Consider the following 20,844-nt stretch of genomic DNA (forward strand, 5'->3'; position numbering starts at 1 on the left):
CGCCGACCTGGGGACCGCCGTCGGTCAGTCCGTGGAGTGGTCCTCCCGCGGCGTGCGGACCGGCTTCCGGAACGTCGCGCGCATGTGGTCGCTCGTCAGCACGTCGCCGATGCCGATCATCAGGAGCGAGAAGAGGATCTGCTCGATGACCATCCAGAACGGGTAGAGCCCGGGGACGGCAGCGACGACCAGGGTCACGACCGGGAAGATCCTGCTGAAGAGCCGGAGGCGCTGGTACGCCCAGTAGTAGCCGAGCTGCGCCCGCCACGCGAACACGTAGAGCGTCAGGGTGATGAGGAGCACCACGGTCGCCCGGAACCAGACGGCCCAGGCCACGGTCTCCCCCGCACGGGTGAGCAGCACGGCGACGACGATCGCCGCGAGTCCGACCGCGGTCTCGGCGACGAGCAACCAGCGGATCCACCGGAACGAACGGACCGTGTCCGGGTGGGCGAGCATGTCCTCGCGGATCACGTAGTCGGCCTGTCGCCCACCGGCGAGACGGTCCAGGTGCAGCCGGCACCAGAGACGGTCGGCGAGGACGGGGAGACGCACACGTCAATGGTGCCGCATCCGGGACGTGTCCGAGGTGCGGGCCGGTCCTCGTCGGTCGACGCGGGTCCCCTCAGTCGGCGGGGACGAGCAGTGCGACGCCGAGCACCTCGTCGGTCTCGTCGTCCACCAGGGCCGCGGAACGGGTGTCCGCCTGGAGCGACGAGCCGTCGGTGATGAGCGAGAAGCCCCCGGACGTGTGTTCGTCGACGGAGGCCGTCACGACGCCGGGGGCGTGCGCGAGGGTGCTGCGGTCGGGCATCGCGTCCGGCGACAGGACGAGTCGGACCGCGCGCGTGCCCGGCGGCGAGGACAGGTCGTCGATCCGGACCGCCACGGACGACTCGTCGATGCGCTCGATCCGGACGGTCGCGGCGATCCCGTCGACCAGGGGCACCACGGTGCCGGAGACGGGCAGGACCCGGCCGACCCAGTCCTCGACGCTGCGCGGGACGTCCGGTCGTCGGTCGGCACCGGGGATCGGAGCGCCGAGGGCGTTCGACACCCCGAGCGGTCCGGCTCCCTCCGGTGCCGTCGACGCTCGGTCGGTGGCACGTGCGGTCCGCACGACGTCGTCGTCACCGGTGACGAGCCAGGCGGCACCGAGCCCGGACACGACGACGGCGAGCGCCAGCAGGCCCGCCAGGGGGCCTCGCCGTGCTCGCCGTGCCACGTCGTCGTCCGACCGCTACGTGCGCTTGCGGCGCTCGCGCACCCGCATGTTGACGTTGATCGGCGTCCCCTCGAAGCCCCACACCTCGCGCAGACGACGCGTGATGAAGCGGCGGTACTGCGGGTCGAGGAACGCCGAGGTGAAGAGCACGAACGTCGGCGGCTGGCTCGACGCCTGCGTCCCGAACAGGATGCGGGGCTGCTTGCCGCCGCGGACCGGGTGCGGGTGCTCCTGCACGAGCTCGGCGATGAAGGCGTTGACCTTGCCTGTCGGGATGCGGGTGTCCCACGACTCGAGTGCGGTCTCGAGCGCCGGGACGAGCTTCTCGAGGTGGCGACCCGTCCGGGCGGAGATGTTCACGCGCGGCGCCCAGGCCACGTGCGCCAGGTCCTGCTCGATCTCGCGCTCGAGGTAGCGACGCCGGTCGTCGTCGAGCAGGTCCCACTTGTTGTAGGCCAGGACGAGTGCCCGACCGGATTCGAGGACCAGGTCGATGATGCGCAGGTCCTGCGTCGAGATCGGCTCGGTCACGTCGAGCACGACGACGGCGACCTCGGCCTTCTCGAGCGCCGCGGTCGTGCGGAGCGACGCGTAGAAGTCCGCGCCCTGCTGCAGGTGCACGCGCTTCCGGATACCGGCGGTGTCGACGAAGCGCCAGACGCGCCCGCCGAGCTCGATCTGCTCGTCCACCGGGTCGCGCGTAGTGCCCGCGAGGTCGTTGACGACGACGCGCTCCTCGCCCGCCGCCTTGTTCAGCAGCGAGCTCTTGCCGACGTTCGGGCGCCCGAGGATCGCGACGCGACGGGGGCCGCCGACCTCCTGCTTGGCGACGGCCGACGTGTCGGGGAGCGTCGTGATGATGAGGTCCATCAGGTCCGCGACACCGCGACCGTGCAGCGCCGAGACGGGGTGCGGCTCGCCGAGCCCGAGGTTCCAGAGCTCGAAGGCGTCGAGGTCACGGCGGTCGTCGTCGGCCTTGTTCGCCACGACGATGACCGGACGGTCGGTCCCGCGGAGCATCTTCACGACGTGCTCGTCGGTGGCGGTGATGCCGACCGTGACGTCGACGACGAAGAGCACGGCGTCGGCCAGGTCGACGGCGACCTCGGCCTGGGCGGCGACCGAGGCGTTGATGCCGCGGGCGTCGGGCTCCCACCCGCCGGTGTCGACGAGCGTGAAGCGCTTGTCGTTCCACTCGGCCTTGTAGCTCACGCGGTCGCGGGTGACGCCGGGGACGTCCTGCACGACGGCCTCGCGTCGACCGATGATGCGGTTGACGAGCGCCGACTTGCCGACGTTCGGCCGCCCGACGATCGCGAGCACCGGGTACGCGGGCAGGTAGTGGACGCCGTCCTCGCCGAGTTCGCCGGCGTCGAGGAGCGCGACGTCCTCGTCGTCGAGCTCGTACTCGTCGAGCCCGACGCGGAGCGCGTTCGCACGCTGGTCCGCCTCGGCGTCGTCGAGTCCGGCGAGCCGTTCACCGAGCGCGTCGTCGTACTCCGGGAAGTCGTCGTTGTCGTGGCTGTCCTGCTGGGCCATGGTGGGTTTCCTCGTGTGCGACCGGAGCCGCGGTGTCGGTGGCCGGTGCCGGCCGGGCCGGTTCCCCGGCCGTGGTGACCGGGCAGCCCGGTCGTGGTGACCGGGCGGCGCCCGGTCGTGCGTCAGTGCGTGGCCGCTCGGGCCAGGTCGACGACCGCCTGGACGGTCTGGTCGAAGTCGAGGTCGGTGGAATCGAGCGTCGTGACGCCGTCGGCGGCGTTCATGAAGTCGACGACCTTCGCGTCCGCCGCGTCTCGACGGGCGAGTGCGGCGGAGGTCTCGGCGGCTGACTGCGTGGTGACCTCTGCCGAGCGCCGAGCCATCCTAACCGACTCGTCGGCGGTCAGCAGGATGCGGACCTCGGCATCGGGTGCGACGACCGTGGTGATGTCGCGCCCCTCGGTGATGATGCCCTGCGCGTCGGCCTTCCGCATGACCTGTCGGAAGAGCTGCACGAGCTTCTCGCGGACCTCGGGCAGCTTCGCGATGTGCGCGACCGCTGCGGTGACCTCCGGCGTGCGGATCGCGTCGGTCACGTCGGTGTCGCCGACGCGCACGAAGTACTCGTCGGGGTCGGTGCCGATCGCGTAGTCGAAGGTGTCCCAGCTCGCCACGACGGCCGCGGGGTCGTCGAGGTCGACGCCCTGCTGCAGTGCGTGCCACGCCAGGGCGCGGTAGGCGGCACCGGTGTCCTGGTACCCGAAGCCCAGCGCACGGGCCGCGGCGCGCGAGACGCTCGACTTGCCGCTGCCCGCGGGACCGTCGACCGCGATGACGGTCTTCGCCACGAAGGCGCCCTGCGGCAGACCGGACGGGACCGGGGCGCTGGTCGAACCCGGCTCGCCGCCGGGGGTGCCCAGGCCGCCGGCCGGCCCGCCGAGCGCGCCGCCGTCGGCTCCGCCGGCCGCTCCGTCGCCCGGCGGCGTCGGGGTGGGCAGGCCGGCGTCGGGGCCCTCGGGTCCCCCCGTGACGCCGGACTCGTCCAGGGTGACGTGCGTGTCGTCGTTCATGCCCATGCTGCTGCGATCCTCCATCCGCGCCCCTCGAGTTCCTCGACGAGTCGCTGTTCCTGCTCGGGCACGACCGACACCTCGACGATGCCGATCGGTGCGCCCGGTGAGTGCTCGAGGCGCATGTCCTCGAGGTTGATGCCGATCTCCCCGATGAACTGCAGGAGTGCGGCGATCTGCCCCGGGGTGTCGTCGACGAGGACGACCACCTGGGCGAAGCGCTTGGTCGTACCGTGCTTGCCGGGGAGCCGCTCGACCCCGCGGTTGCCGGCGGCGATGGTCTCGGCGATCGTCCGGGGGGACCCCTGGCCGTCCGGGTCGTCGAGCGCGCGGAGGACCCGGTCGAGGTCGTCACGCAGGTCCGTCAGCACCGGCCGGATGTTCGCGGCGTTCGCCCCGATGATCTGCACCCACAGGCCGGGGTCGCTGGCGGCGATCCGCGTGACGTCGCGGACACCGCCGCCCGCCAGGTCGAGCGACCCGTCGGGGGCTTCCTGCAGCCGCGCGGCCATCAGGGTCGAGACGAGCTGCGGCGCGTGCGAGACGTACGCGACGGCGAGGTCGTGGGAGTCCGGCTCCATCGGGACGACCGTCGCTCCGACGTCGAGGGCGAGGTCCTCGACCACCGCGGCACGCTGGTAGGAGATGGCGTCGTGGCCGGCGATCACCCACGGGCGTCCGACGAACAGGTCGGCCCGCGCCGCCGTCGGTCCGCTGCGCTCCCGGCCCGCCATCGGGTGCGACCCGATGTACCGGCTGACGTCGGCGCCCGATGCCCGCAGGCGTTCGAGCGGCCCGGTCTTCACGCTCGCGACGTCGGTCACGACCGCGCGCGGGAACGCGACGAGCTCACGCTCGACCACCGCGGCCACCACGTCCGGCGGGACCGCGACCACGATGAGCTCCGGCGCGTCGCCGTCGGCTGGTCGACGACCCGCGCCGTAGTCGACGGCGAGCGCCAGCGCGGCCGGTGAGACGTCGTCGAGCACGACGTCGACGCCCTTCTCGCGCAGGGCGAGCCCGATCGAGGCGCCGAGCAGCCCGGCGCCGACGACCCGGACGGGTCCGCGCAGCCGCCGGTCGATGTCCGGTTCGGCGAGCGGGGCGGGGGCGTCGGTCACGGGCCTCAGCCTACCGAGCGTCAGTCGGCAGCCTCCTCGTCGGCGTCGCCCGGTGCAGCACCCTTCGCGTCGCGGGCGATGCGGAGGAGCGCCCCGAGCTCGACCGTGGACAGCTCGCGCACCCTGCCGATCGGCAGCGATCCGAGCTGCAGCGGGCCGAACGACCGGCGCACGAGCTCGAGCACCGGGTGGTCGACCGCGTCGAGCATGCGTCGCACGATCCGGTTGCGCCCCGAGTGCAGGCTGATCTCGACCAGGGACTCACCGCGAGCGGACTCCAGCAGCCGGACCTTGTCCGCGGCGATCGGTCCGTCCTCGAGTTCCACCCCGTCGAGCAGCCGCTGCACCGTCGCCGGGTTCACGTTGCCCGCGACCTTGGCGATGTAGGTCTTCGTCACGCCGAACGACGGGTGGGCCAGCACGTGTGCCAGGTCGCCGTCGTTCGTCAGCAGGAGCAGCCCGGACGTCTCGGTGTCGAGCCGACCGACGTTGAACAGGCGCTCCTCGTACCGGTCGACGAACTCCGACAGGTCGCGTCGACCGCGCTCGTCCTGCAGGCTCGACACGATCCCGACCGGCTTGTTGAGCAGCACGTACCGCCGGGAGCTGTCGACCTGCACCGGCACGCCGTCCACCGCGATCGCGTCCGTCTCGGGGTCGACGCGGCGTCCGAGGGCGTCGACGACCTCACCGTTGACGGTGACGCGACCCTCGACGATCAGGTTCTCCGCGACCCTCCGGGACGCGATGCCCGCAGCGGCGATCACCTTCTGCAGACGCTCGCCGTCGGCCTGGAGGCTCGGGGCACCCCCGGCGGACGACCCCGCCTCGGTCGCGTCCCAGTCGGGGATGATCGGACGTTCGGGCGTGCCCTCCACCGGGACGCCGTGCTCGTCACGAGCGCCCTCCGGGCGCGGCGTCGTCCCGCGCTCCGCGCTGCTCGGCACGCGTCCCCGCGCGCCCGCGCCCGGCCGGTCACCGTTGCGTGCGGTGGTCGTGCCGCCGACGTAGCGACGGCCGTTGTGCCAGACGGTGCTCGGTCGGCCGTCGGGGGTTCGGCGGTCCTCGCGCGCTGGGTCACGGCGGTCGTCACGGCGGTCGTCCCGGCGGTCGGCGCTGCGGTCCGGTCGGCTACCGGCGTCGCGACGGTCTGCGCCGCGGCGGTCGTCCTCGCGCCCGCGGTACCCACCACGCTCGCCACCGGGACGTTCATCGCGGCCGCGGTACCCACCGCGCTCGCCACCGGACCGGTCGTCACGGCCGCGGTACCCACCGCGCTCGCCACCGGACCGGTCGTCACGGCCGCGGTACCCGCCGGAGCGGTCGTCTTCGCGACGGACGAACCCGCCGCGGTCGTTGCTGCGCTGGTCGGTGTCGCGGCTCACGAACCGTCCGCGGTCACCACCGGATCGCTCGTCCCTGCCGCGGTACCCGCCACGGTCAGCACCGGAACGGTCGTCGCGCCCGCGGTACCCACCACGCTCACCACCCGAACGGTCATCGCGCCCGCGGTAGCCGCCCTGGTCCGAGCCGCCGCGGTACCCACCACGCTCGCCACCCTGCCGGTCGTCACGCCCGCGGTAGCCGCCCTGGTCCGAGCCGCCGCGGTACCCACCACGCTCGCCACCCGAACGGTCGTCACGCCCGCGGTACCCACCCTGGTCCGAGCCGCCGCGGTACCCACCACGCTCGCCACCCGAACGGTCGTCACGACCGCGGTACCCGCCACGGTCACCACCGGCCCGGTCGTCACGCCCGCGGTGGCCGCCGCGGTCGCCACCCGTCGGACGCTCCTCGCGTCCGCGGTACCCGCCACGGTCCTCACCGGACCGGCCGTCCGCACGGCCGGGACCAGCGGCACGGTCGCGCCCCGCGCCTCCAGACCGGTCCGAGCCGGAGCGGCCGGAACCGCGACCGTACCCGCCGGAGCGTCCGTCGGATCCCCCTCGGGACCCACCTCGTCGTTCGTCCTCAAACGCGGCCATCGGGGATCCCTTCGTTGTGCCCGAAACCGTCCGCGCCGTCCTCCAGCAGAGGCGAGATCAGCGGCAGTTCGTCGAGCGAGTTGATGCCGAGCTGCTGGAGCAGCAGGTCGGACGTGACGTAGTTGACGGCCCCGGTCTCGGCGTCGGTGAACGACTCCTCGATGAGCCCCCGGGCGACGAGCGTGCGGACGACACCGTCGACGTTCACCGCTCGGATCGAGGCGATCTGCGACCGCGTGATCGGCTGCTTGTAGGCGACGACCGCGAGGGTCTCGAGCGCGGCCTGCGACAGTCGTGCCGGCCGCTCGGCCTCGACGAACTGCTCGACGACGTCGTCGAGCTCGCGCCGCACGTAGAAGCGCCAGCCGCCGCCGACCTCACGGAGCTCGAAGCCGCGACGGACGGTGCCGTCGACACCGTCGAAGTCGGCGACGAGCCGCTCGATCGCCTGTCGGACGGCGGGCACCGGCGCGCCCACCGCGGCACCGAGCGACACGAGCGACTGGGGCTCGTCGGCGATCATCAGGATGGCCTCGAGCTGCCGGTCGACCGGCAGGTCCGGGTGCGGGGTGTGCTGGGCGTGCAGTTCCTGCTCGACCGCGCGGGCCTCGGCGACCTCGTCCGTTCCCCCGGGCTCGGCACTCGACGCGGCGGCACGTGTGTCATCCGTCATAGTCGGCTCCCAGGTTCGCGAGGCTCTCGTCGGACCAGTCCTCGGCGGTCCAGCGGAGTGTCAGCTCCCCCAGCGGTTGGAACTGCTCGAACGAGATCGACGCGTTCCGGTACAGCTCCAGGATCGCCAGGAAGCGAGCCACAACGATACCCGTCTCCGAGACGCCGGCCACCAGCTCACGGAACGACACGTCCTCGTCGCCGCGGGTCCGGAGGATCGACACGACGATCGCGGCCTGCTCCCGGATGCTCACGAGCGGGGCGTGCAGGTGGTCCAACCCCACGGTCGGGATCTCCCGCGGTGCGAAGGCCAGCGTCGCGATCGCGGCGAAGTCCTGCACCGACAGCGTCCAGACGAGCTCCGGCGTGCGGGCGCGGAACCGTTCCTCGAGGCGGACCTTGCGGACGTGCCGGCGGGACTCCTGCTGCCACCGTGCCCCGAACCACTCCGCGGCCTGCTTGAACGCCCGGTACTGCAGGAGACGTGCGAAGAGCAGGTCGCGGGCCTCCAGCAACGCCACGTCCTCGGCGTCGACGAGCTCACCCTGCGGGAGCAGCCCGGCGATCTTCAGGTCGAGCAGGGTGGCCGCGACCACGAGGAACTCACTGGCCTCGTCGAGCTCGTCGGCGGACTCGGCCTGGCGGACGTACTGGATGAACTCGCCGGTGACGGCGCCGAGGGAGACCTCGGTGATGTCGAGCTCGTGCTTCGTGATCAGCGAGAGCAGCAGGTCGAAGGGGCCGTCGAAGTTGCGCAGTCGGACCCGGAACCCCGGGGCGGTCGTGGTGCCCGCGGGCGCGCCGTCGACGGCGCCGTCGACGGCGCTGCGGTCGGCCGGCGTCGTCGGGTCGGCCGATGACCTCGGTGGGTCAGGCGACGGCGCCACGCTCGACGAGCTCCCTGGCGAGCGCCCGGTACGCGTGCGCCGCGGCGTGCTCCGGCGCCGTCTGCGTGATCGGTCGCGCCGAGACCGTCGCGTCCGGGAACTTCACCGTCCGGCTGATGACCGTGTCGAGCACGTGGTCGTCGAAGGTCTCCACCACGCGCTCCATGACCTCGCGCGAGTGCAGCGTCCGCGAGTCGTACATGGTCGCGAGGATGCCGTCGAGCCGCAGCGCCGGGTTGAGCCGGTCACGCACCTTGTCGATCGTCTCGATGAGCAGCGCCACGCCACGCAGCGCGAAGAACTCGCACTCGAGCGGGATGAGCACACCGTGTGCTGCCGTCAGGGCGTTGACCGTCAGCAGGCCGAGGGACGGCTGGCAGTCGACCAGGATCAGGTCGTAGTCGTTCGACACCTTGCGGAGGACGCTCGCCAGGATCTGCTCGCGGGCGACCTCGTTGACGAGGTGGACCTCGGCGGCGGACAGGTCGATGTTCGCGGGGATCACGTCGAGCATCGGCACGTTCGTCTGGCGGATGACCTCGCGCGGGTCCTTCACGGAACCCATCAGCAGGTCGTAGACCGTGGGCACGTCGTGGGTGCGGACCCCGAGGCCGGCGGACAGGGCGCCCTGCGGGTCGAAGTCGACGGCGAGGACCCTGCGGCCGTACTCGGCGAGCGCGGCGCCGAGGTTGATCGACGTCGTGGTCTTGCCGACGCCGCCCTTCTGGTTGCAGAGCGCGATGATGCGAGCCGGGCCGTGGCCGTCGAGCGGCGCGGGCACCGGGAACTGCCGGACGGGCCGACCGGTGGGGCCGACCGGGGTCTGCTCGGAGCCGGGGGTGGTCGTCGGGTTCGTGCTCACCCCGTCATCGTACCGGCGTGGCGCGAGCGGCCCCCGTCGCACCGCCGCACGGGCCGCAGCGGGCGGGACGGCGCCGGGCCGTGCCTCCCGGCCGCACGGTCGGTCCTGCGTCAGGCGGGTCGCAGCGCCACGCGCATGCTGTCCACCCGGTCCGCGATCACGGCGTCCGCCGTCCACCGCTGCTGCAGCCGGCCGACGAGCGCCTGGACGGCAGCCTGGTCGAGCCCCGGGTGCAGCGCCAGCCCGACCGTCAGCTCGGCACCGGCGAAGCGTCCGAGCGGGTCGCCCGGCGACAGCTCGACGCGTGCGACGGCGGACTCGTCGACGACGGAGGCGGCGAAGGCCTGCCCGACCTCGGCGTCCTCGAAGCACGGCGTCCACGGCAGGTCCTGCCCGATCGCCCACACGGCGGGTCGACGGAGCACGAACTCGGTCGGCGCGGTCGGGTCCAGCACGACGAGCTGCGTCTCCTCGCTCGCCGCAGCCATCGCCACCCGGCGTGCGTCCGCGGGGACCGGTCGGGCGGCGGCGTCCCAGGACCGCATCGCCTCGGCGGACGTGAACGCCGGCATGACGCTGCGCCCGTCCGGGCCGGCGACGGTGACGATCGACAGCTCCTGGGTCTTGTCGACGAGCTTCCCGTCGGGAGTGTGCCCGACGTCACCGGCCTCGGCCACGAGCGGGATGAGCAGTCGTGCGCCACGCAGGGCCTCGACGACCTCGCGCTGCGACCCGCCCTGCTGCAGGGCGGTGATCGCGGCGACGAGCGCCGGGTCCGCCAGGCCGTCGTCGTCGGCGTAGACGTCGTCGTGGGCGTCGAAGGTCCGTCCCGCCCACGGGTTCCCCGCCGAGTCCGCGGCACCGCCCGGGGTGTGGGCGTCGTCGTGCGCCCCCGACGCCGGTGCCTCGGGCCCGGTGCCGCGACCGTTCGAGATGCCCGCCACGGTGCCTACTCCGAGGCGATGTCGAGGGCGGCCGGCAGCGTGAAGGCGCCGGAGTACAGCGCCTTGCCGATGATGGCGCCCTCGAGACCGTGCGGCACCAGCTCGCGCAGCGCTCGGAGGTCCTCGAGCGTCGAGATGCCGCCCGAGGCCACCACGGGCTGGTCGGTGCGGTCGCAGACCTCGCGCAGGAGCTCGACGTTCGGCCCCTGCAGCGTGCCGTCCTTCGTGACGTCGGTCACCACGTAGCGGGCGCACCCGGCGGCCTCGAGCCGGTCGAGCACCTCCCACAGGTCCCCGGCGTCCTCGGTCCAGCCGCGGCTCGCCAGCGTCGTGCCACGGACGTCGAGGCCGACGGCGATCTGCTCGCCGTACTCGCCGATGACGCGCGCAGCCCACTCGGGCTTCTCGAGCGCCGCGGTGCCGAGGTTGACGCGCGCAGCACCGGTCGCGAGCGCCGCCTCGAGCGAGGCGTCGTCGCGGATCCCGCCGGAGAGCTCGACCGAGACGCCCTCGACCTCGCGGATGGCCTTCGCGATGACGGCACGGTTGTCACCGCGCCCGAACGCCGCGTCGAGGTCGACGAGGTGGATCCACTCCGCACCCTGGTCGCGCCAGGTGCGGGCCGCGGCGACGGGGTCGCCGTACGAGGTCTCGCTGCCGGCCTCGCCCTGCGTGAGGCGGACGGCCTGGCCGTCGACGACGTCGACGGCGGGCAGCAGGACGAGGGGCGGGGTCGAGGTGAGGTCGGTCATGGTCCTGTCGGTTCTCGGTGAGGTGTGGTGCGGCCGCCCCGGTGGATGCCACGGCCGGGAGGCGCGGCTCGCGTCCGTCGGGCGGTCGTGCGCCCGGTGGACGGCCGGGTCAGAGCGAGTCGACCCAGTTGCGGAGCAGCCGGATGCCCGGCTCCCCCGACTTCTCCGGGTGGAACTGCGTGGCCGTCAGTGGGCCGTTCTCCACGGCGGCGACGAACCGCTGCCCGTGCTCGGCCCAGGTCAGGCGCGGCGCACGGAACGGGCCGTAGGCGTCGAGCGGGAAGTCCGTCACGCCGTACGAGTGGACGAAGTAGAACCGTTCGTCGTGCAGGCCGTCGAAGAGCACGGAGTCCTCGGGGGCCTCGACCGTGTTCCAGCCCATGTGCGGCAGGACCTCGGCACGGATCTCCTCGACCGTGCCCGGCCACTGGCCGAGCCCCTCGACGTCCGCACCGCGCTCGACCCCGCGGGCGAACATGACCTGCATGCCGACGCAGATGCCGAGCACCGGTCGCCCGCCGGCCAGACGGTGGTCGACGATCTCGCCGCCGCGGACGCCCTCGAGCTGGTCGACGACGGCGGCGAACGCGCCGACACCCGGCACGAGCAGACCGTCGGCGCGGAGCGCGGCCTGCTTGTCGGCGGTCAGGGTGACGTCGGCGCCGGCGCGCTCGAGCGCCTTGGCCGCCGAGTGGACGTTGCCCGATCCGTAGTCGAGGACGACGACGTTCGGCTTCGCGGTCACAGCTTCCCCTTCGTGGACGGGATGCCGTCGACCCGCGGATCGAGCTCGACGGCGCGGCGCAGCGCGCGGGCGAAGGCCTTGAACTCGGCCTCGGCGATGTGGTGCGGGTCACGGCCACCGAGCACACGGACGTGCACCGTGATACCGGCGTTGAACGTGATCGCCTCGAACACGTGGCGCACCATCGAACCCGTGAAGTGCCCGCCGATGCGGTGGAACTCGAACCCCTCGGGCTCACCGGAGTGCACGAGGAAGGGACGACCGGAGACGTCCACCACGGCCTGTGCCAGGGCTTCGTCGAGCGGGACGAGCGCGTCGCCGTAGCGGCCGATGCCGGCACGGTCGCCGAGGGCCTGCTTCAGGGCCTGCCCGAGCACGATGCCCGTGTCCTCGACCGTGTGGTGCACGTCGATGTCGGTGTCGCCCGTCGAGCGCACGCGGAGGTCGATGAGCGAGTGCTTGCTGAACGCCGTCAGCATGTGGTCGAAGAAGGGCACGCTCGTCGAGACGTCGGACGAACCGGTGCCGTCCAGGTCGAGCGAGAGCTCGATGCTCGACTCGCTCGTGCTCCGGCTGATCGAGGCGGTGCGGGCGGTCATGCGTCAACCCTAACCGGCGGCTGGACGGCGGCCACGCGGCGCATGGCCTCGAGGAACGCGGTGGTCTCCTCCTCCGTCCCCGCACTCACGCGCAGGTGGTTCGGGATGCCGAGGTCGCGCACGATGACGTCCTGGTCGAGCAGGGCCTCGAACGCCGCACTCGGGTCGGCGACCCCGCCGAACAGGACGAAGTTCGACCAGGTCTCGTACGTGCGGTACCCCATCGCCCGCAGCTCCGTGACCATCCGGTCACGCTGCTGCTTGATGTCGTCGACCATCGCCAGCATCGCCGGGGCGTGCCGGAGCGCGGCCACCGCCGCCGCCTGCGTCAGCGCGGACAGGTGGTAGGGCAGCCGCACCAGGCGGAGCGCGTCGACCACGGCGGGGTCGGCCGCCAGGTACCCCACACGGGCTCCGGCGAAGGCGAAGGCCTTGCTCATCGTGCGGGCGACCACGAGCCGCGGACGGCCGGGCAGCAGCGTGACGGCGCTCGGGGCGTCCGAGGGCATGAACTCGGCGTAGGCCTCGTCCACCATCACGATGCCGTCCGTTGCGTCGTAGGCCGCGCGGATCGTCTCGATGTCGAGCGGGGTGCCCGTCGGGTTGTTCGGGCCGCACAGGAACACGATGTCGGGTCGGTGCTCCCGGATGGCCGCGACGACCGTCTCCGGCGCGATGCGGAACTCGTCGTCGCGCTGCGCGGGGATCCAGCGCGTGCCGGTGCCGGACGCGAGGATCGAGTGCATCGAGTACGTGGGCGGGAACCCGAGCACCGACCGGCCCGGGCCACCGAACGCCTGCAGGAGCTGCTGCAGGACCTCGTTCGACCCGTTCGCCGCCCACAGGTGCGCAGGGGTGAGCTGCTGCCCGGCGGAGAGTCCACCGTTCAGGTAGCCCGCGAGGGACTCGCGGAGCTCGGTGAACTCGCGGTCGGGGTAGCGGTTCACGGTCGTCAGGGCCTGCCGGATCGAGGCGACGATGTCCTCAGCGACGGCCTCCGGTACGGGATGCGTGTTCTCGTTGACGTTGAGCTGGACGCGCACGTGCTTCTGCGGAGCCCCGTACGGGCTCTGCCCACGGAGGTCGTCACGGATCGGGAGGTCTTCGAGCGTGGTGTCCACCGACCCATCGTAGGCCGGGACCCCCGAACGGCGACCGGCCGTCCGGACGGTGGTCAGGCGAGCGCCGACCGGACGGTGGTCAGGCGAGCGCCGACCGGATCAGTTGCCCGCGGTGTACTTGACCGGGATCGCGATCTGCTCGCCGGCCTGCAGCGTCGAACCGTCGAGGGCGTTGAGGCTCACGACGTCCTGCACGAAGTCGCGGGGGTCGGCCTGCGGCGCGGTCTCCTCTGCCAGCTGCCACAGGGTCTCACCCGGCTGCACGGTGACCGTCTCGAAGTGCACGGGAGCACCGGCACGCGACGAGTCGCCGGCAGAGGCCTGTCCACCGTTCAGCACGGAGAGGGCGACGACGAGGAAGACCGGGAGGGCCGCGACGGTCGTCAGGACGATGCGGCCGCGGCGCGTGATGCGCAGGCGGGTACGGACGGCGGGCGTCGCAGTGCGCTGGTCAGCGATGGCGATGGTGCTCATGTCGTTCTTGCCTTCCCGTTCGGAGGAACCGAAGTCGTGTACCGAACATAGTTTCGAATGCGACCTCGCACAAGTCCCAGGAAGAGATCTGTGCGGGATTTTCTGCCGACACGCTCGAACAGGTGTTTGTCCGGCCCGGAGCAGTCGGATACTGTTTCGATCGACTGGGACGAGTCAAGCGGGGACCACTGACATTCCTGCCCGACCGCCCGGCACCGACGAAGGGCGAGACGACGTGGCGGACGAACTGCGGGTCCAGAAGCCGTTGACGGCGAAGCAGCAGGCGATCCTCGACGCGATCCGCGCGTCGATCGCCAGCCGGGGCTACCCGCCGAGCATGCGGGAGATCGGCGACGCCGCCGGCCTCTCCTCGCTCTCGAGCGTCTCCCACCAGCTCGGCCAGCTCGAGCTCGGCGGCTGGATCCGTCGTGACCCGAACCGTCCGCGCGCGCTCGAGGTCCTGGTCGACGAACCGACCCCCGACGTCGAGACGCCCGACGTCGACGCCACGACCCTGGTCCCGCTCGTCGGTCGGATCGCCGCCGGTGTGCCGATCACGGCCGAGCAGCACGTCGACGAGATCGTCCCACTCCCCCGGCAGCTGGTCGGCACGGGTGACCTCTTCATGCTCAAGGTCGTCGGCGAGTCGATGATCGACGCAGCGATCTGCGACGGCGACTGGGTGGTCGTCCGGTCGCAGCAGACCGCGGACAACGGGGACATCGTCGCCGCGATGCTCGACGAGGAAGCGACCGTCAAGGTCTTCCGCCAGCGCGACGGCCACACGTGGCTGCTCCCGCGCAACTCCGCGTTCGAACCGATCCTCGGCGACGCGGCCACCGTCCTCGGCAAGGTCGTCGCGGTCTTGCGCTCGATCTGACGCCGGAACAACGCTGCTCCGCGTTGTGCGAAGTCACGCCGCACCGTCCGACGGCGCGACGTGGGCAGGCGACCGCACCGTACCGCCGAGGGGCCGGACCGGCACGCCGGAGCCGACCCGTGCCTCCCGGCCGGTGGTGTGGCGCGACCGCCTGCGGGACTACGCCGTCGCGACCGGCGTGACCACGTACGGGTCGAGCTCCGCGACCTGGCGCTGGAAGACGCGCACCCGCAGGCGGGTGCCGTCCTCGACGTAGTCGGTCGTCTCGACTGCTCCCGCGTCGTGCAGTGACGACACCAGGTCGCCACGGTCGTACGGGATCACCACCGTCAACTCGACGTCCGGTTCTGGCAGCCGTGCCTCGATCGCGGCGAGGAGCTCGGGCACGCCCTCGCCCGTGCGGGCGGAGACGAACACCGCGTCCGGCACGAGTCCGACCAGCACGAGTCGCTGCGCCTCGTCGATGAGGTCCGCCTTGTTGAACGCGACGACCTCGGGGATGTCCCGCGCTCCGACGTCACCCATGACGTCGCGGACCGTCGCGAGCTGCGCGGAGGGGTCTGGGTGCGACCCGTCGACCACGTGCACGATGACGTCGGCCTCGCCGACCTCCTCGAGCGTGGAGCGGAAGGCCTCGACCAGCTGGTGCGGCAGGTTCCGCACGAAGCCCACCGTGTCGACGAACGTGAACTCGCGGCCGGCGCTGCTCTCGGTCCGGCGCACCGTGGCGTCGAGGGTTGCGAACAGCTGGTTCTGCACCAGGACGCCCGCGCTCGTCAGGCGGTTCAGGAGCGAGGACTTGCCGGCGTTGGTGTACCCGGCGATCGCGACGCTCGGCACCTCGTTGCGGTGCCGGTCGGCGCGCTTGGCCTCCCGAGCCGGTCGGAAGCCCGCGATCTGACGGCGGAGCTTCGACATGCGCGTGTTGATGCGCCGGCGGTCGAGCTCGATCTTCGTCTCACCCGGACCACGGGACCCCATGCCGGCACCGCCGGAGACCTGACCACCGGCCTGGCGGGACATCGACTCACCCCAGCCGCGCAGACGCGGCAGCAGGTACTGCAGCTGGGCCAGCTCGACCTGGGCCTTGCCCTCGCGCGTGGTGGCGTGCTGGCTGAAGATGTCGAGGATCACGGCGGTCCGGTCGATCACCTTCACCTTCACGACGTCCTCGAGCGCTCGGCGCTGGGAGGGGGCGAGCTCCGTGTCCGCGACGACCGTGTCGGCGCCGGTCGCCTTGACGACCATGGCGAGCTCCTCGGCCTTGCCCTTGCCGAGGTAGGTCGCCGGGTCGGGGTTGGGCCGGCGCTGCAGGAGCCCGTCGAGGACCACGGCACCGGCGGTCTCGGCCAGGGCGGCGAGCTCGCGGAGGGAGTTCTCGGCGTCCTGGGCGTCGCCCTGGGGGTACACGCCGATCAGCACGACCCGCTCGAGCCGGAGCTGCCGGTACTCGACCTCGGTGACGTCCTCGAGCTCGGTGGAGAGCCCGGTGACGCGCCGCAGGGCGGCGCGGTCCTCGCGCTCGTACTGGTCGCCGTCGCCGGACCAGCCGTGCTCGTCGACCGATCGTGTCTGGATGGCCTGGGCCGGAGCGAAGATCGCCGACGTGGCCCGGGTCTCGGCATTGCGGAGGACGCGTTCCACGACACCCTCGGCGCTGTCGTCGGATCGTCCGTCGTTCATGGTGGTTTCCGTCATCTTCTCCACAGGGTACCGCCGCCACGCCCGGGACACACGGGCTCGCCGGTACGGTTCTTCCATGGCGAACGAGCACTACTTCTCCGCGAACCCCTCGTCGGAGGCCCGTGAGCGACAGGTGCACGTCACGCTCGCCGGACGGTCGCTCACGCTGTCCACCGCCGCGGGCGTGTTCAGCCCGGACGGTGTCGACCGCGGCACCAGGGTGCTGCTCGGCTCCGTGCCGCCGCCCGCGCCCGAGGGCGACCTGCTCGACATCGGCTGCGGGTGGGGGCCGATCGCGATCACGATGGCGCTCGAGTCGCCGGACGCCCAGGTCTGGGGCGTGGACGTCAACGAGCGGGTCCTCGGTCTCGCGCAGCGCAACGCCGTCGCAGCCGGGGTGTCGAACGTCACCGTCGGGCTGCCGGACGAGCTCCCGGCGGACCTGCGCTTCCGCACGATCTGGTCCAACCCGCCGATCCGGGTGGGCAAGGACGAACTGCACGCCATCCTGCTGACGTGGCTGCCCCGGCTCGAGGTCGGCGGGGACGCCTGGCTGGTGGTGTCGAAGGACCTCGGCGGGGACTCCCTGCAGCGGTGGCTCGGGGACGCGCTCGGGGACGGGTTCGCGGTGTCGCGGGCCACGACCGACAAGGGCTTCCGCGTGATCCGGGTCCGCCGAACCGCCGAGTAGCCCGGGGCAGGGCGCAGGCGGCGGGTCGGGCTGCGCTGGGCTGCGCCCGTACCCGCACGAGACGCCGGCGTCGACGCGAGACGCATCCGGACAGCCGAGACGCCGCCGAGATCGACGGCGTCTCGCACGCATGACGGCGTCTCGAGGACACGCCGGCGTCTCACGAGCACACCTGCGCGTCGTCTCCGCCTCGCCGTCCCACTGGCACGACGGCGTCCCGCTCGCGCCGGCACGGCGGCAGCGCGGTACCGCGGCACCGCGGCACCGCGCCACCGCGCCACCGCGGCAGCGTCAGACGGTCAGGTCCCCGGAGAACACGAGCTCTGCCGGACCGGCCAGCGCGACGTGCTCGCCGTCCTCCGCCGCGAACATCCGCACGGTGACGACCCCGCCCGGCACCCGCACCCGCCAGGTGTCCGGCGCCGAGGGCCCCGCCCAGTACCGCGTGGCGAGGGCGGCCGCGACCGCACCGGTGCCGCAGGACAGCGTCTCGCCGCTCCCCCGTTCGTGCACGCGCATGGTGATCTCCCCCTCGCCGTCCTTGACGAGGGGGTCACCGGGCAGCACGAACTCGACGTTCGCGCCCGCTGCGGGCGCCGGGTCGAGGACGGGGACGTACGTCAGGTCGACCTCGGCGAGCTCGTCCTCGGTCGCCACGGCCACGACGACGTGCGGGTTGCCGACGTCGATGCCGAGTCCGGGTCGTGCACCGTCGAGCTCCTTCGCCCGCACGGTGACGTCGTTCGCCCCGCCGCCCTCGATGCCGAGGCCCCAGCGCCCGAGGTCGGCCGAGAAGCCGTTCGTGGTGCGCTGGACGTCGACGAGCCCCTTGCGGCTGCCGACCGTGAGCGTCTCCCCCGGCGCGAGGTCGACGAGCCCGGACTCGGTCAGGTACCGCGCGAAGACGCGGATGCCGTTCCCGCACATCTCGGCGACCGAGCCGTCGGCGTTGTGGTAGTCCATGAACCAGGTGGCGGCGGGTTCGACGGCGACGAGCGTGCGCCCCTCGGGGATCGCCTCCGACCGGACCGCCCGGATGACACCGTCGGCGCCCACGCCGAAGCGGCGGTCGGCGATGGCCCGGATGCGCTCGGGGGTCAGGTCGACCGTTGCGTCGGGGTCGGCGAACAGGACGAAGTCGTTGCCCGTCCCCTGGCCCTTCGTGAAGTGCAGCTCGGTCACGGCACGATCCTACGGGCCGCCGCATGCAGCCCCGCGACGTCGGCGCCGCTGACGTCGATGACCTCGGCGTCGTACCGCTTGAACCAGGACACCTGTCGCCTGGCGTACTTGCGGGTCGCGACGGCCGTCGCCTCCACCGCCTCGGCCGTCGTCGCTCGGCCGTGCAGGACGTCGAGCGCCTGCGAGTACCCGATCGCCGCGCGCGCCGTGCGTCCCTGCTCCAACCCCTCCGCGCAGAGCGCCTCCACCTCGTCGACGAGGCCGTCGGCGAACATCCGCTCGGCCCTCGCGTGCAGGGACGCGACGACCCCGCTGCGCTCGCGGTGCAGGTGCAGCACCCGAGCCGGTCGCCATGCGCGGGGCGCGGCCGGGAGGCGCGGGGTCACGACCTCGGACCGGCTCGCGATCTCCACGGCCCGGATGAGCCGCCGAGGGTTGCGGGAGTCGACGTCGGCTGCCGCGGCCGGGTCCAGGGCGCGCAGGCGCGCGAGGAGGGCGTTCGGCCCGTGCTCGGCGTGCTCGCGCTCGAGCTCGGCGCGGAGCTCCGGGTCGGTGCCGGGGAAGGCGAGGTCGAACAGCACCGCCGACACGTAGAGCCCGCTGCCGCCGACGAGCACCGCGGTGCCGCCGTCCGCCGTGATCCGTTCGACGTCCGCACGGGCGCTGCGTTGGTAGGCCGCGACGCTCGCCTCGTCGGTCACCGCGAGCACGTCGAGCTGGTGGTGCGGGATGCCCCGCCGCTCCGCGACCGACAGCTTGGCGGTGCCGACGTCCATGCCGCGGTAGAGCTGCATGGCGTCGGCGTTCACGACCTCCGCGGGACGGCCGCTCGCCCGCAGCCGTTCCGCGACGGCGAGGGCGACCTCGGACTTGCCGGTGCCGGTCGCACCGACGACCGCGATCAGGTCGGGGGTACCGTCCTGGCGCGGTCCGACCGCCGCGAGCGGCCGGTCAGCGTCCGACACGGAGGCTCGGCAGCCCGAGCGAGACCGGACGGGGCCCGGCGCCCGGGGCGGACGGGGTCGGCACACCGCAGCTCTCGGCCTGCGCACGGTCCCAGGCGTCACCGGCACGGGTCCGACGGATCCGCAGGGGGCCCTCGTTGTCGGCGATCAGGAAGTGTGGGGCTGCGCGCGTGATCTCGACGGTGACGACGTCGCCGGGACGCGGGACGGCGGAGCCCTGCGGCACGGCGAAGTGCACGAGGCGGGAGTCCTCGGCGCGGCCGGACAGGCGCTGGGTGGTCTCGTCCTTCTTGCCCTCGCCGGTGGCGACGAGCACCTCGACGCTCCGACCGACCTGCTTCGCGTGCTCCTCGGCGGTGATGCGGTCCTGCAGCGCGATGAGCCGGTCGTAGCGTTCCTGCACGACCTCCTTCGGCAGCTGGTCCGGCATCGTCGCCGCCGGCGTGCCCGGACGGATCGAGTACTGGAACGTGAAGGCCGAGGCGAACCGCGACTGCTCCACGACGCGCAGGGTGTCCTCGAAGTCCTCGTCGGTCTCACCGGGGAACCCCACGATGATGTCGGTGGAGATCGCTGCGTCCGGGATCTTCGCCCGCACGCGGTCGAGGATGCCGAGGAACCGCTCGCTCCGGTAGCTCCGACGCATGGCCTTGAGCACCCGGTCCGACCCGGACTGCAGCGGCATGTGCAGCTGGGGCATGACGTTCGGGGTCTCGGCCATGGCGTCGATCACGTCGTCGGTGAACGCGGCCGGGTGCGGGCTCGTGAACCGCACGCGCTCGAGGCCGTCGATCTGACCGGCGGCCCGGAGCAGCTTGCCGAACGCTTGACGGTCGCCGAACTCCACGCCGTAGGAGTTGACGTTCTGCCCGAGCAGCGTCACCTCGATGGCTCCGTCGTCGACGAGCGCCTGGATCTCGGCGAGCACGTCGCCCGGACGACGGTCCTTCTCCTTGCCACGGAGCGACGGGACGATGCAGAAGGTGCAGGTGTTGTTGCAGCCGACGGAGATCGACACCCAGCCGCTGTGCGTGGAGTCGCGCTTGGTCGGCAGCGTCGACGGGAACACGTCGAGCGCTTCGAGGATCTCGATCTGCGCCTCGTCGTTGTGCCGAGCCCGCTCGAGCAGGGTCGGCAGCGATCCCATGTTGTGCGTGCCGAAGACGACGTCGACCCAGGGCGCCTTCTCGAGGATGACGTTCTTGTCCTTCTGCGCCAGGCACCCGCCGACGGCGATCTGCATGCCGGGGTGCGTGCGCTTGATGCCCGCGAGCTGCCCGAGGTTGCCGTAGAGACGGTTGTCCGCGTTCTCGCGCACGGCGCAGGTGTTGATGACGACCACGTCCGCCTGCTCGCCGTCCGACGCCACGTACCCGGCCGCCTGCAGCGACCCGCTCAGGCGCTCCGAGTCGTGGACGTTCATCTGGCACCCGTGGGTGCGGACCTCGTAGGTTCTGGGGCGGGCTTCGACGGTGGCCATGATCGTCCCAGTGTAGGTCGACCGCGG

The 20,844-nt window shown here is 72.5% G+C and carries 21 protein-coding genes; 2 read left to right on the forward strand and 19 right to left on the reverse strand.

What is annotated here, in order from left to right:
• Nucleotides 1-24: 24 nt before the first annotated feature.
• The 15 genes from PIJ49_RS09730 to PIJ49_RS09800 form a co-directional block, all read right to left on the reverse strand.
• Entirely contained in the window at nt 25-555 is a 531-nt protein-coding gene (locus PIJ49_RS09730) for a hypothetical protein (RefSeq protein WP_271826477.1), read from the reverse strand.
• Between the two features lie 70 nt (nt 556-625).
• Nucleotides 626-1,225 carry a hypothetical protein gene (locus PIJ49_RS09735; RefSeq protein WP_271826478.1) on the reverse strand — a complete coding sequence of 200 codons (600 nt, stop codon included), beginning with the start codon at nt 1,223-1,225 and terminating at the stop codon, nt 626-628.
• Nucleotides 1,226-1,240: 15 nt separating this feature from the next.
• Nucleotides 1,241-2,764, reverse strand: coding sequence for a ribosome biogenesis GTPase Der (der, locus tag PIJ49_RS09740; protein ID WP_066653326.1), 1,524 nt, complete (start codon nt 2,762-2,764; stop codon nt 1,241-1,243).
• Nucleotides 2,765-2,886: 122 nt separating this feature from the next.
• Entirely contained in the window at nt 2,887-3,570 is a 684-nt protein-coding gene (cmk, locus tag PIJ49_RS09745; RefSeq protein WP_245172547.1) for a (d)CMP kinase, read from the reverse strand.
• A 200-nt stretch (nt 3,571-3,770) separates the two neighbouring features.
• Nucleotides 3,771-4,904, reverse strand: coding sequence for a prephenate dehydrogenase (locus tag PIJ49_RS09750; protein ID WP_442874627.1), 1,134 nt, complete (start codon nt 4,902-4,904; stop codon nt 3,771-3,773).
• Between the two features lie 11 nt (nt 4,905-4,915).
• Nucleotides 4,916-5,671: a pseudouridine synthase gene (locus PIJ49_RS09755; protein WP_066657976.1), complete on the reverse strand. Its 756-nt coding sequence runs from the start codon at nt 5,669-5,671 to the stop codon at nt 4,916-4,918.
• Nucleotides 5,672-6,866: 1,195 nt separating this feature from the next.
• Nucleotides 6,867-7,553, reverse strand: coding sequence for an SMC-Scp complex subunit ScpB (scpB, locus tag PIJ49_RS09760; RefSeq protein WP_081984758.1), 687 nt, complete (start codon nt 7,551-7,553; stop codon nt 6,867-6,869).
• A complete protein-coding gene (locus PIJ49_RS09765; RefSeq protein ID WP_442874625.1) occupies nt 7,543-8,439 on the reverse strand; it encodes a segregation and condensation protein A in 897 nt (298 codons plus the stop codon). The genes scpB and PIJ49_RS09765 overlap by 11 nt, the downstream gene beginning before the upstream one ends.
• Nucleotides 8,423-9,301 (reverse strand): ParA family protein, encoded by an 879-nt coding sequence (locus PIJ49_RS09770; RefSeq protein WP_066653324.1) that lies wholly within the window; start codon nt 9,299-9,301, stop codon nt 8,423-8,425. The genes PIJ49_RS09765 and PIJ49_RS09770 overlap by 17 nt, the downstream gene beginning before the upstream one ends.
• Nucleotides 9,302-9,411: 110 nt before the next feature.
• On the reverse strand, nt 9,412-10,245 hold the full coding sequence (locus PIJ49_RS09775) for an SseB family protein (protein ID WP_271826481.1): 834 nt from the start codon (nt 10,243-10,245) through the stop codon (nt 9,412-9,414).
• Nucleotides 10,246-10,250: 5 nt separating this feature from the next.
• On the reverse strand, nt 10,251-10,997 hold the full coding sequence (gene priA / locus PIJ49_RS09780; RefSeq protein ID WP_066653322.1) for a bifunctional 1-(5-phosphoribosyl)-5-((5-phosphoribosylamino)methylideneamino)imidazole-4-carboxamide isomerase/phosphoribosylanthranilate isomerase PriA: 747 nt from the start codon (nt 10,995-10,997) through the stop codon (nt 10,251-10,253).
• Nucleotides 10,998-11,106: 109 nt separating this feature from the next.
• Complete coding sequence (hisH, locus tag PIJ49_RS09785; protein WP_066653320.1) at nt 11,107-11,742, reverse strand: imidazole glycerol phosphate synthase subunit HisH; 636 nt, start codon at nt 11,740-11,742, stop codon at nt 11,107-11,109.
• Entirely contained in the window at nt 11,739-12,341 is a 603-nt protein-coding gene (hisB, locus tag PIJ49_RS09790) for an imidazoleglycerol-phosphate dehydratase HisB (protein WP_066653318.1), read from the reverse strand. Before hisB ends, hisH begins: the two co-directional genes overlap by 4 nt.
• Entirely contained in the window at nt 12,338-13,462 is a 1,125-nt protein-coding gene (locus PIJ49_RS09795; RefSeq protein WP_271826482.1) for a histidinol-phosphate transaminase, read from the reverse strand. Before PIJ49_RS09795 ends, hisB begins: the two co-directional genes overlap by 4 nt.
• 99 nt (nt 13,463-13,561) lie before the next feature.
• The gene (locus PIJ49_RS09800; protein WP_066653310.1) at nt 13,562-13,936 is read right to left on the reverse strand and encodes a LysM peptidoglycan-binding domain-containing protein; all 375 of its coding nucleotides are present in this window, start codon (nt 13,934-13,936) and stop codon (nt 13,562-13,564) included.
• A 235-nt stretch (nt 13,937-14,171) separates the two neighbouring features.
• Here PIJ49_RS09800 and lexA point away from each other — a divergent pair, with 235 nt between their 5' ends.
• On the forward strand, nt 14,172-14,816 hold the full coding sequence (gene lexA, locus PIJ49_RS09805) for a transcriptional repressor LexA (RefSeq protein WP_066653301.1): 645 nt from the start codon (nt 14,172-14,174) through the stop codon (nt 14,814-14,816).
• A gap of 159 nt (nt 14,817-14,975) precedes the next feature.
• Here lexA and hflX read toward each other — a convergent pair whose 3' ends face one another.
• On the reverse strand, nt 14,976-16,514 hold the full coding sequence (hflX, locus tag PIJ49_RS09810) for a GTPase HflX (RefSeq protein WP_251160849.1): 1,539 nt from the start codon (nt 16,512-16,514) through the stop codon (nt 14,976-14,978).
• Nucleotides 16,515-16,575: 61 nt separating this feature from the next.
• Here hflX and PIJ49_RS09815 point away from each other — a divergent pair, with 61 nt between their 5' ends.
• Complete coding sequence (locus PIJ49_RS09815) at nt 16,576-17,190, forward strand: class I SAM-dependent methyltransferase (RefSeq protein ID WP_251160850.1); 615 nt, start codon at nt 16,576-16,578, stop codon at nt 17,188-17,190.
• A gap of 291 nt (nt 17,191-17,481) precedes the next feature.
• Here the strand turns inward: PIJ49_RS09815 and dapF are convergent, their stop codons facing one another.
• Genes dapF through miaB form a run of 3 tightly spaced genes read right to left on the reverse strand, consistent with a single transcriptional unit; the run spans nt 17,482 to nt 20,817 of the window.
• Nucleotides 17,482-18,372, reverse strand: a complete 891-nt coding sequence (dapF, locus tag PIJ49_RS09820; protein ID WP_271826483.1) for a diaminopimelate epimerase — start codon at nt 18,370-18,372, stop codon at nt 17,482-17,484.
• Nucleotides 18,369-19,337 (reverse strand): tRNA (adenosine(37)-N6)-dimethylallyltransferase MiaA, encoded by a 969-nt coding sequence (gene miaA / locus PIJ49_RS09825; protein ID WP_271826484.1) that lies wholly within the window; start codon nt 19,335-19,337, stop codon nt 18,369-18,371. Before miaA ends, dapF begins: the two co-directional genes overlap by 4 nt.
• Entirely contained in the window at nt 19,324-20,817 is a 1,494-nt protein-coding gene (gene miaB / locus PIJ49_RS09830) for a tRNA (N6-isopentenyl adenosine(37)-C2)-methylthiotransferase MiaB (protein WP_271826485.1), read from the reverse strand. The genes miaA and miaB overlap by 14 nt, the downstream gene beginning before the upstream one ends.
• Between the last annotated feature and the right edge of the window lie 27 nt (nt 20,818-20,844).

Source organism: Curtobacterium uvaldense (assembly GCF_028307415.1).
Classification (GTDB): Bacteria; Actinomycetota; Actinomycetes; order Actinomycetales; family Microbacteriaceae; genus Curtobacterium.

Bases quoted from the DNA above. Each gene is read 5' to 3' on its own strand.
- hflX (WP_251160849.1), bottom strand. From the start codon at position 16,514: ATGACGGAAACCACCATGAACGACGGACGATCCGACGACAGCGCCGAG.
- PIJ49_RS09800 (WP_066653310.1), bottom strand. From the start codon at position 13,936: ATGAGCACCATCGCCATCGCTGACCAGCGCACTGCGACGCCCGCCGTC.
- hisB (WP_066653318.1), bottom strand. From the start codon at position 12,341: ATGACCGCCCGCACCGCCTCGATCAGCCGGAGCACGAGCGAGTCGAGC.
- priA (WP_066653322.1), bottom strand. From the start codon at position 10,997: ATGACCGACCTCACCTCGACCCCGCCCCTCGTCCTGCTGCCCGCCGTC.
- miaB (WP_271826485.1), bottom strand. From the start codon at position 20,817: ATGGCCACCGTCGAAGCCCGCCCCAGAACCTACGAGGTCCGCACCCAC.
- der (WP_066653326.1), bottom strand. From the start codon at position 2,764: ATGGCCCAGCAGGACAGCCACGACAACGACGACTTCCCGGAGTACGAC.
- scpB (WP_081984758.1), bottom strand. From the start codon at position 7,553: ATGACGGATGACACACGTGCCGCCGCGTCGAGTGCCGAGCCCGGGGGA.
- PIJ49_RS09815 (WP_251160850.1), top strand. From the start codon at position 16,576: ATGGCGAACGAGCACTACTTCTCCGCGAACCCCTCGTCGGAGGCCCGT.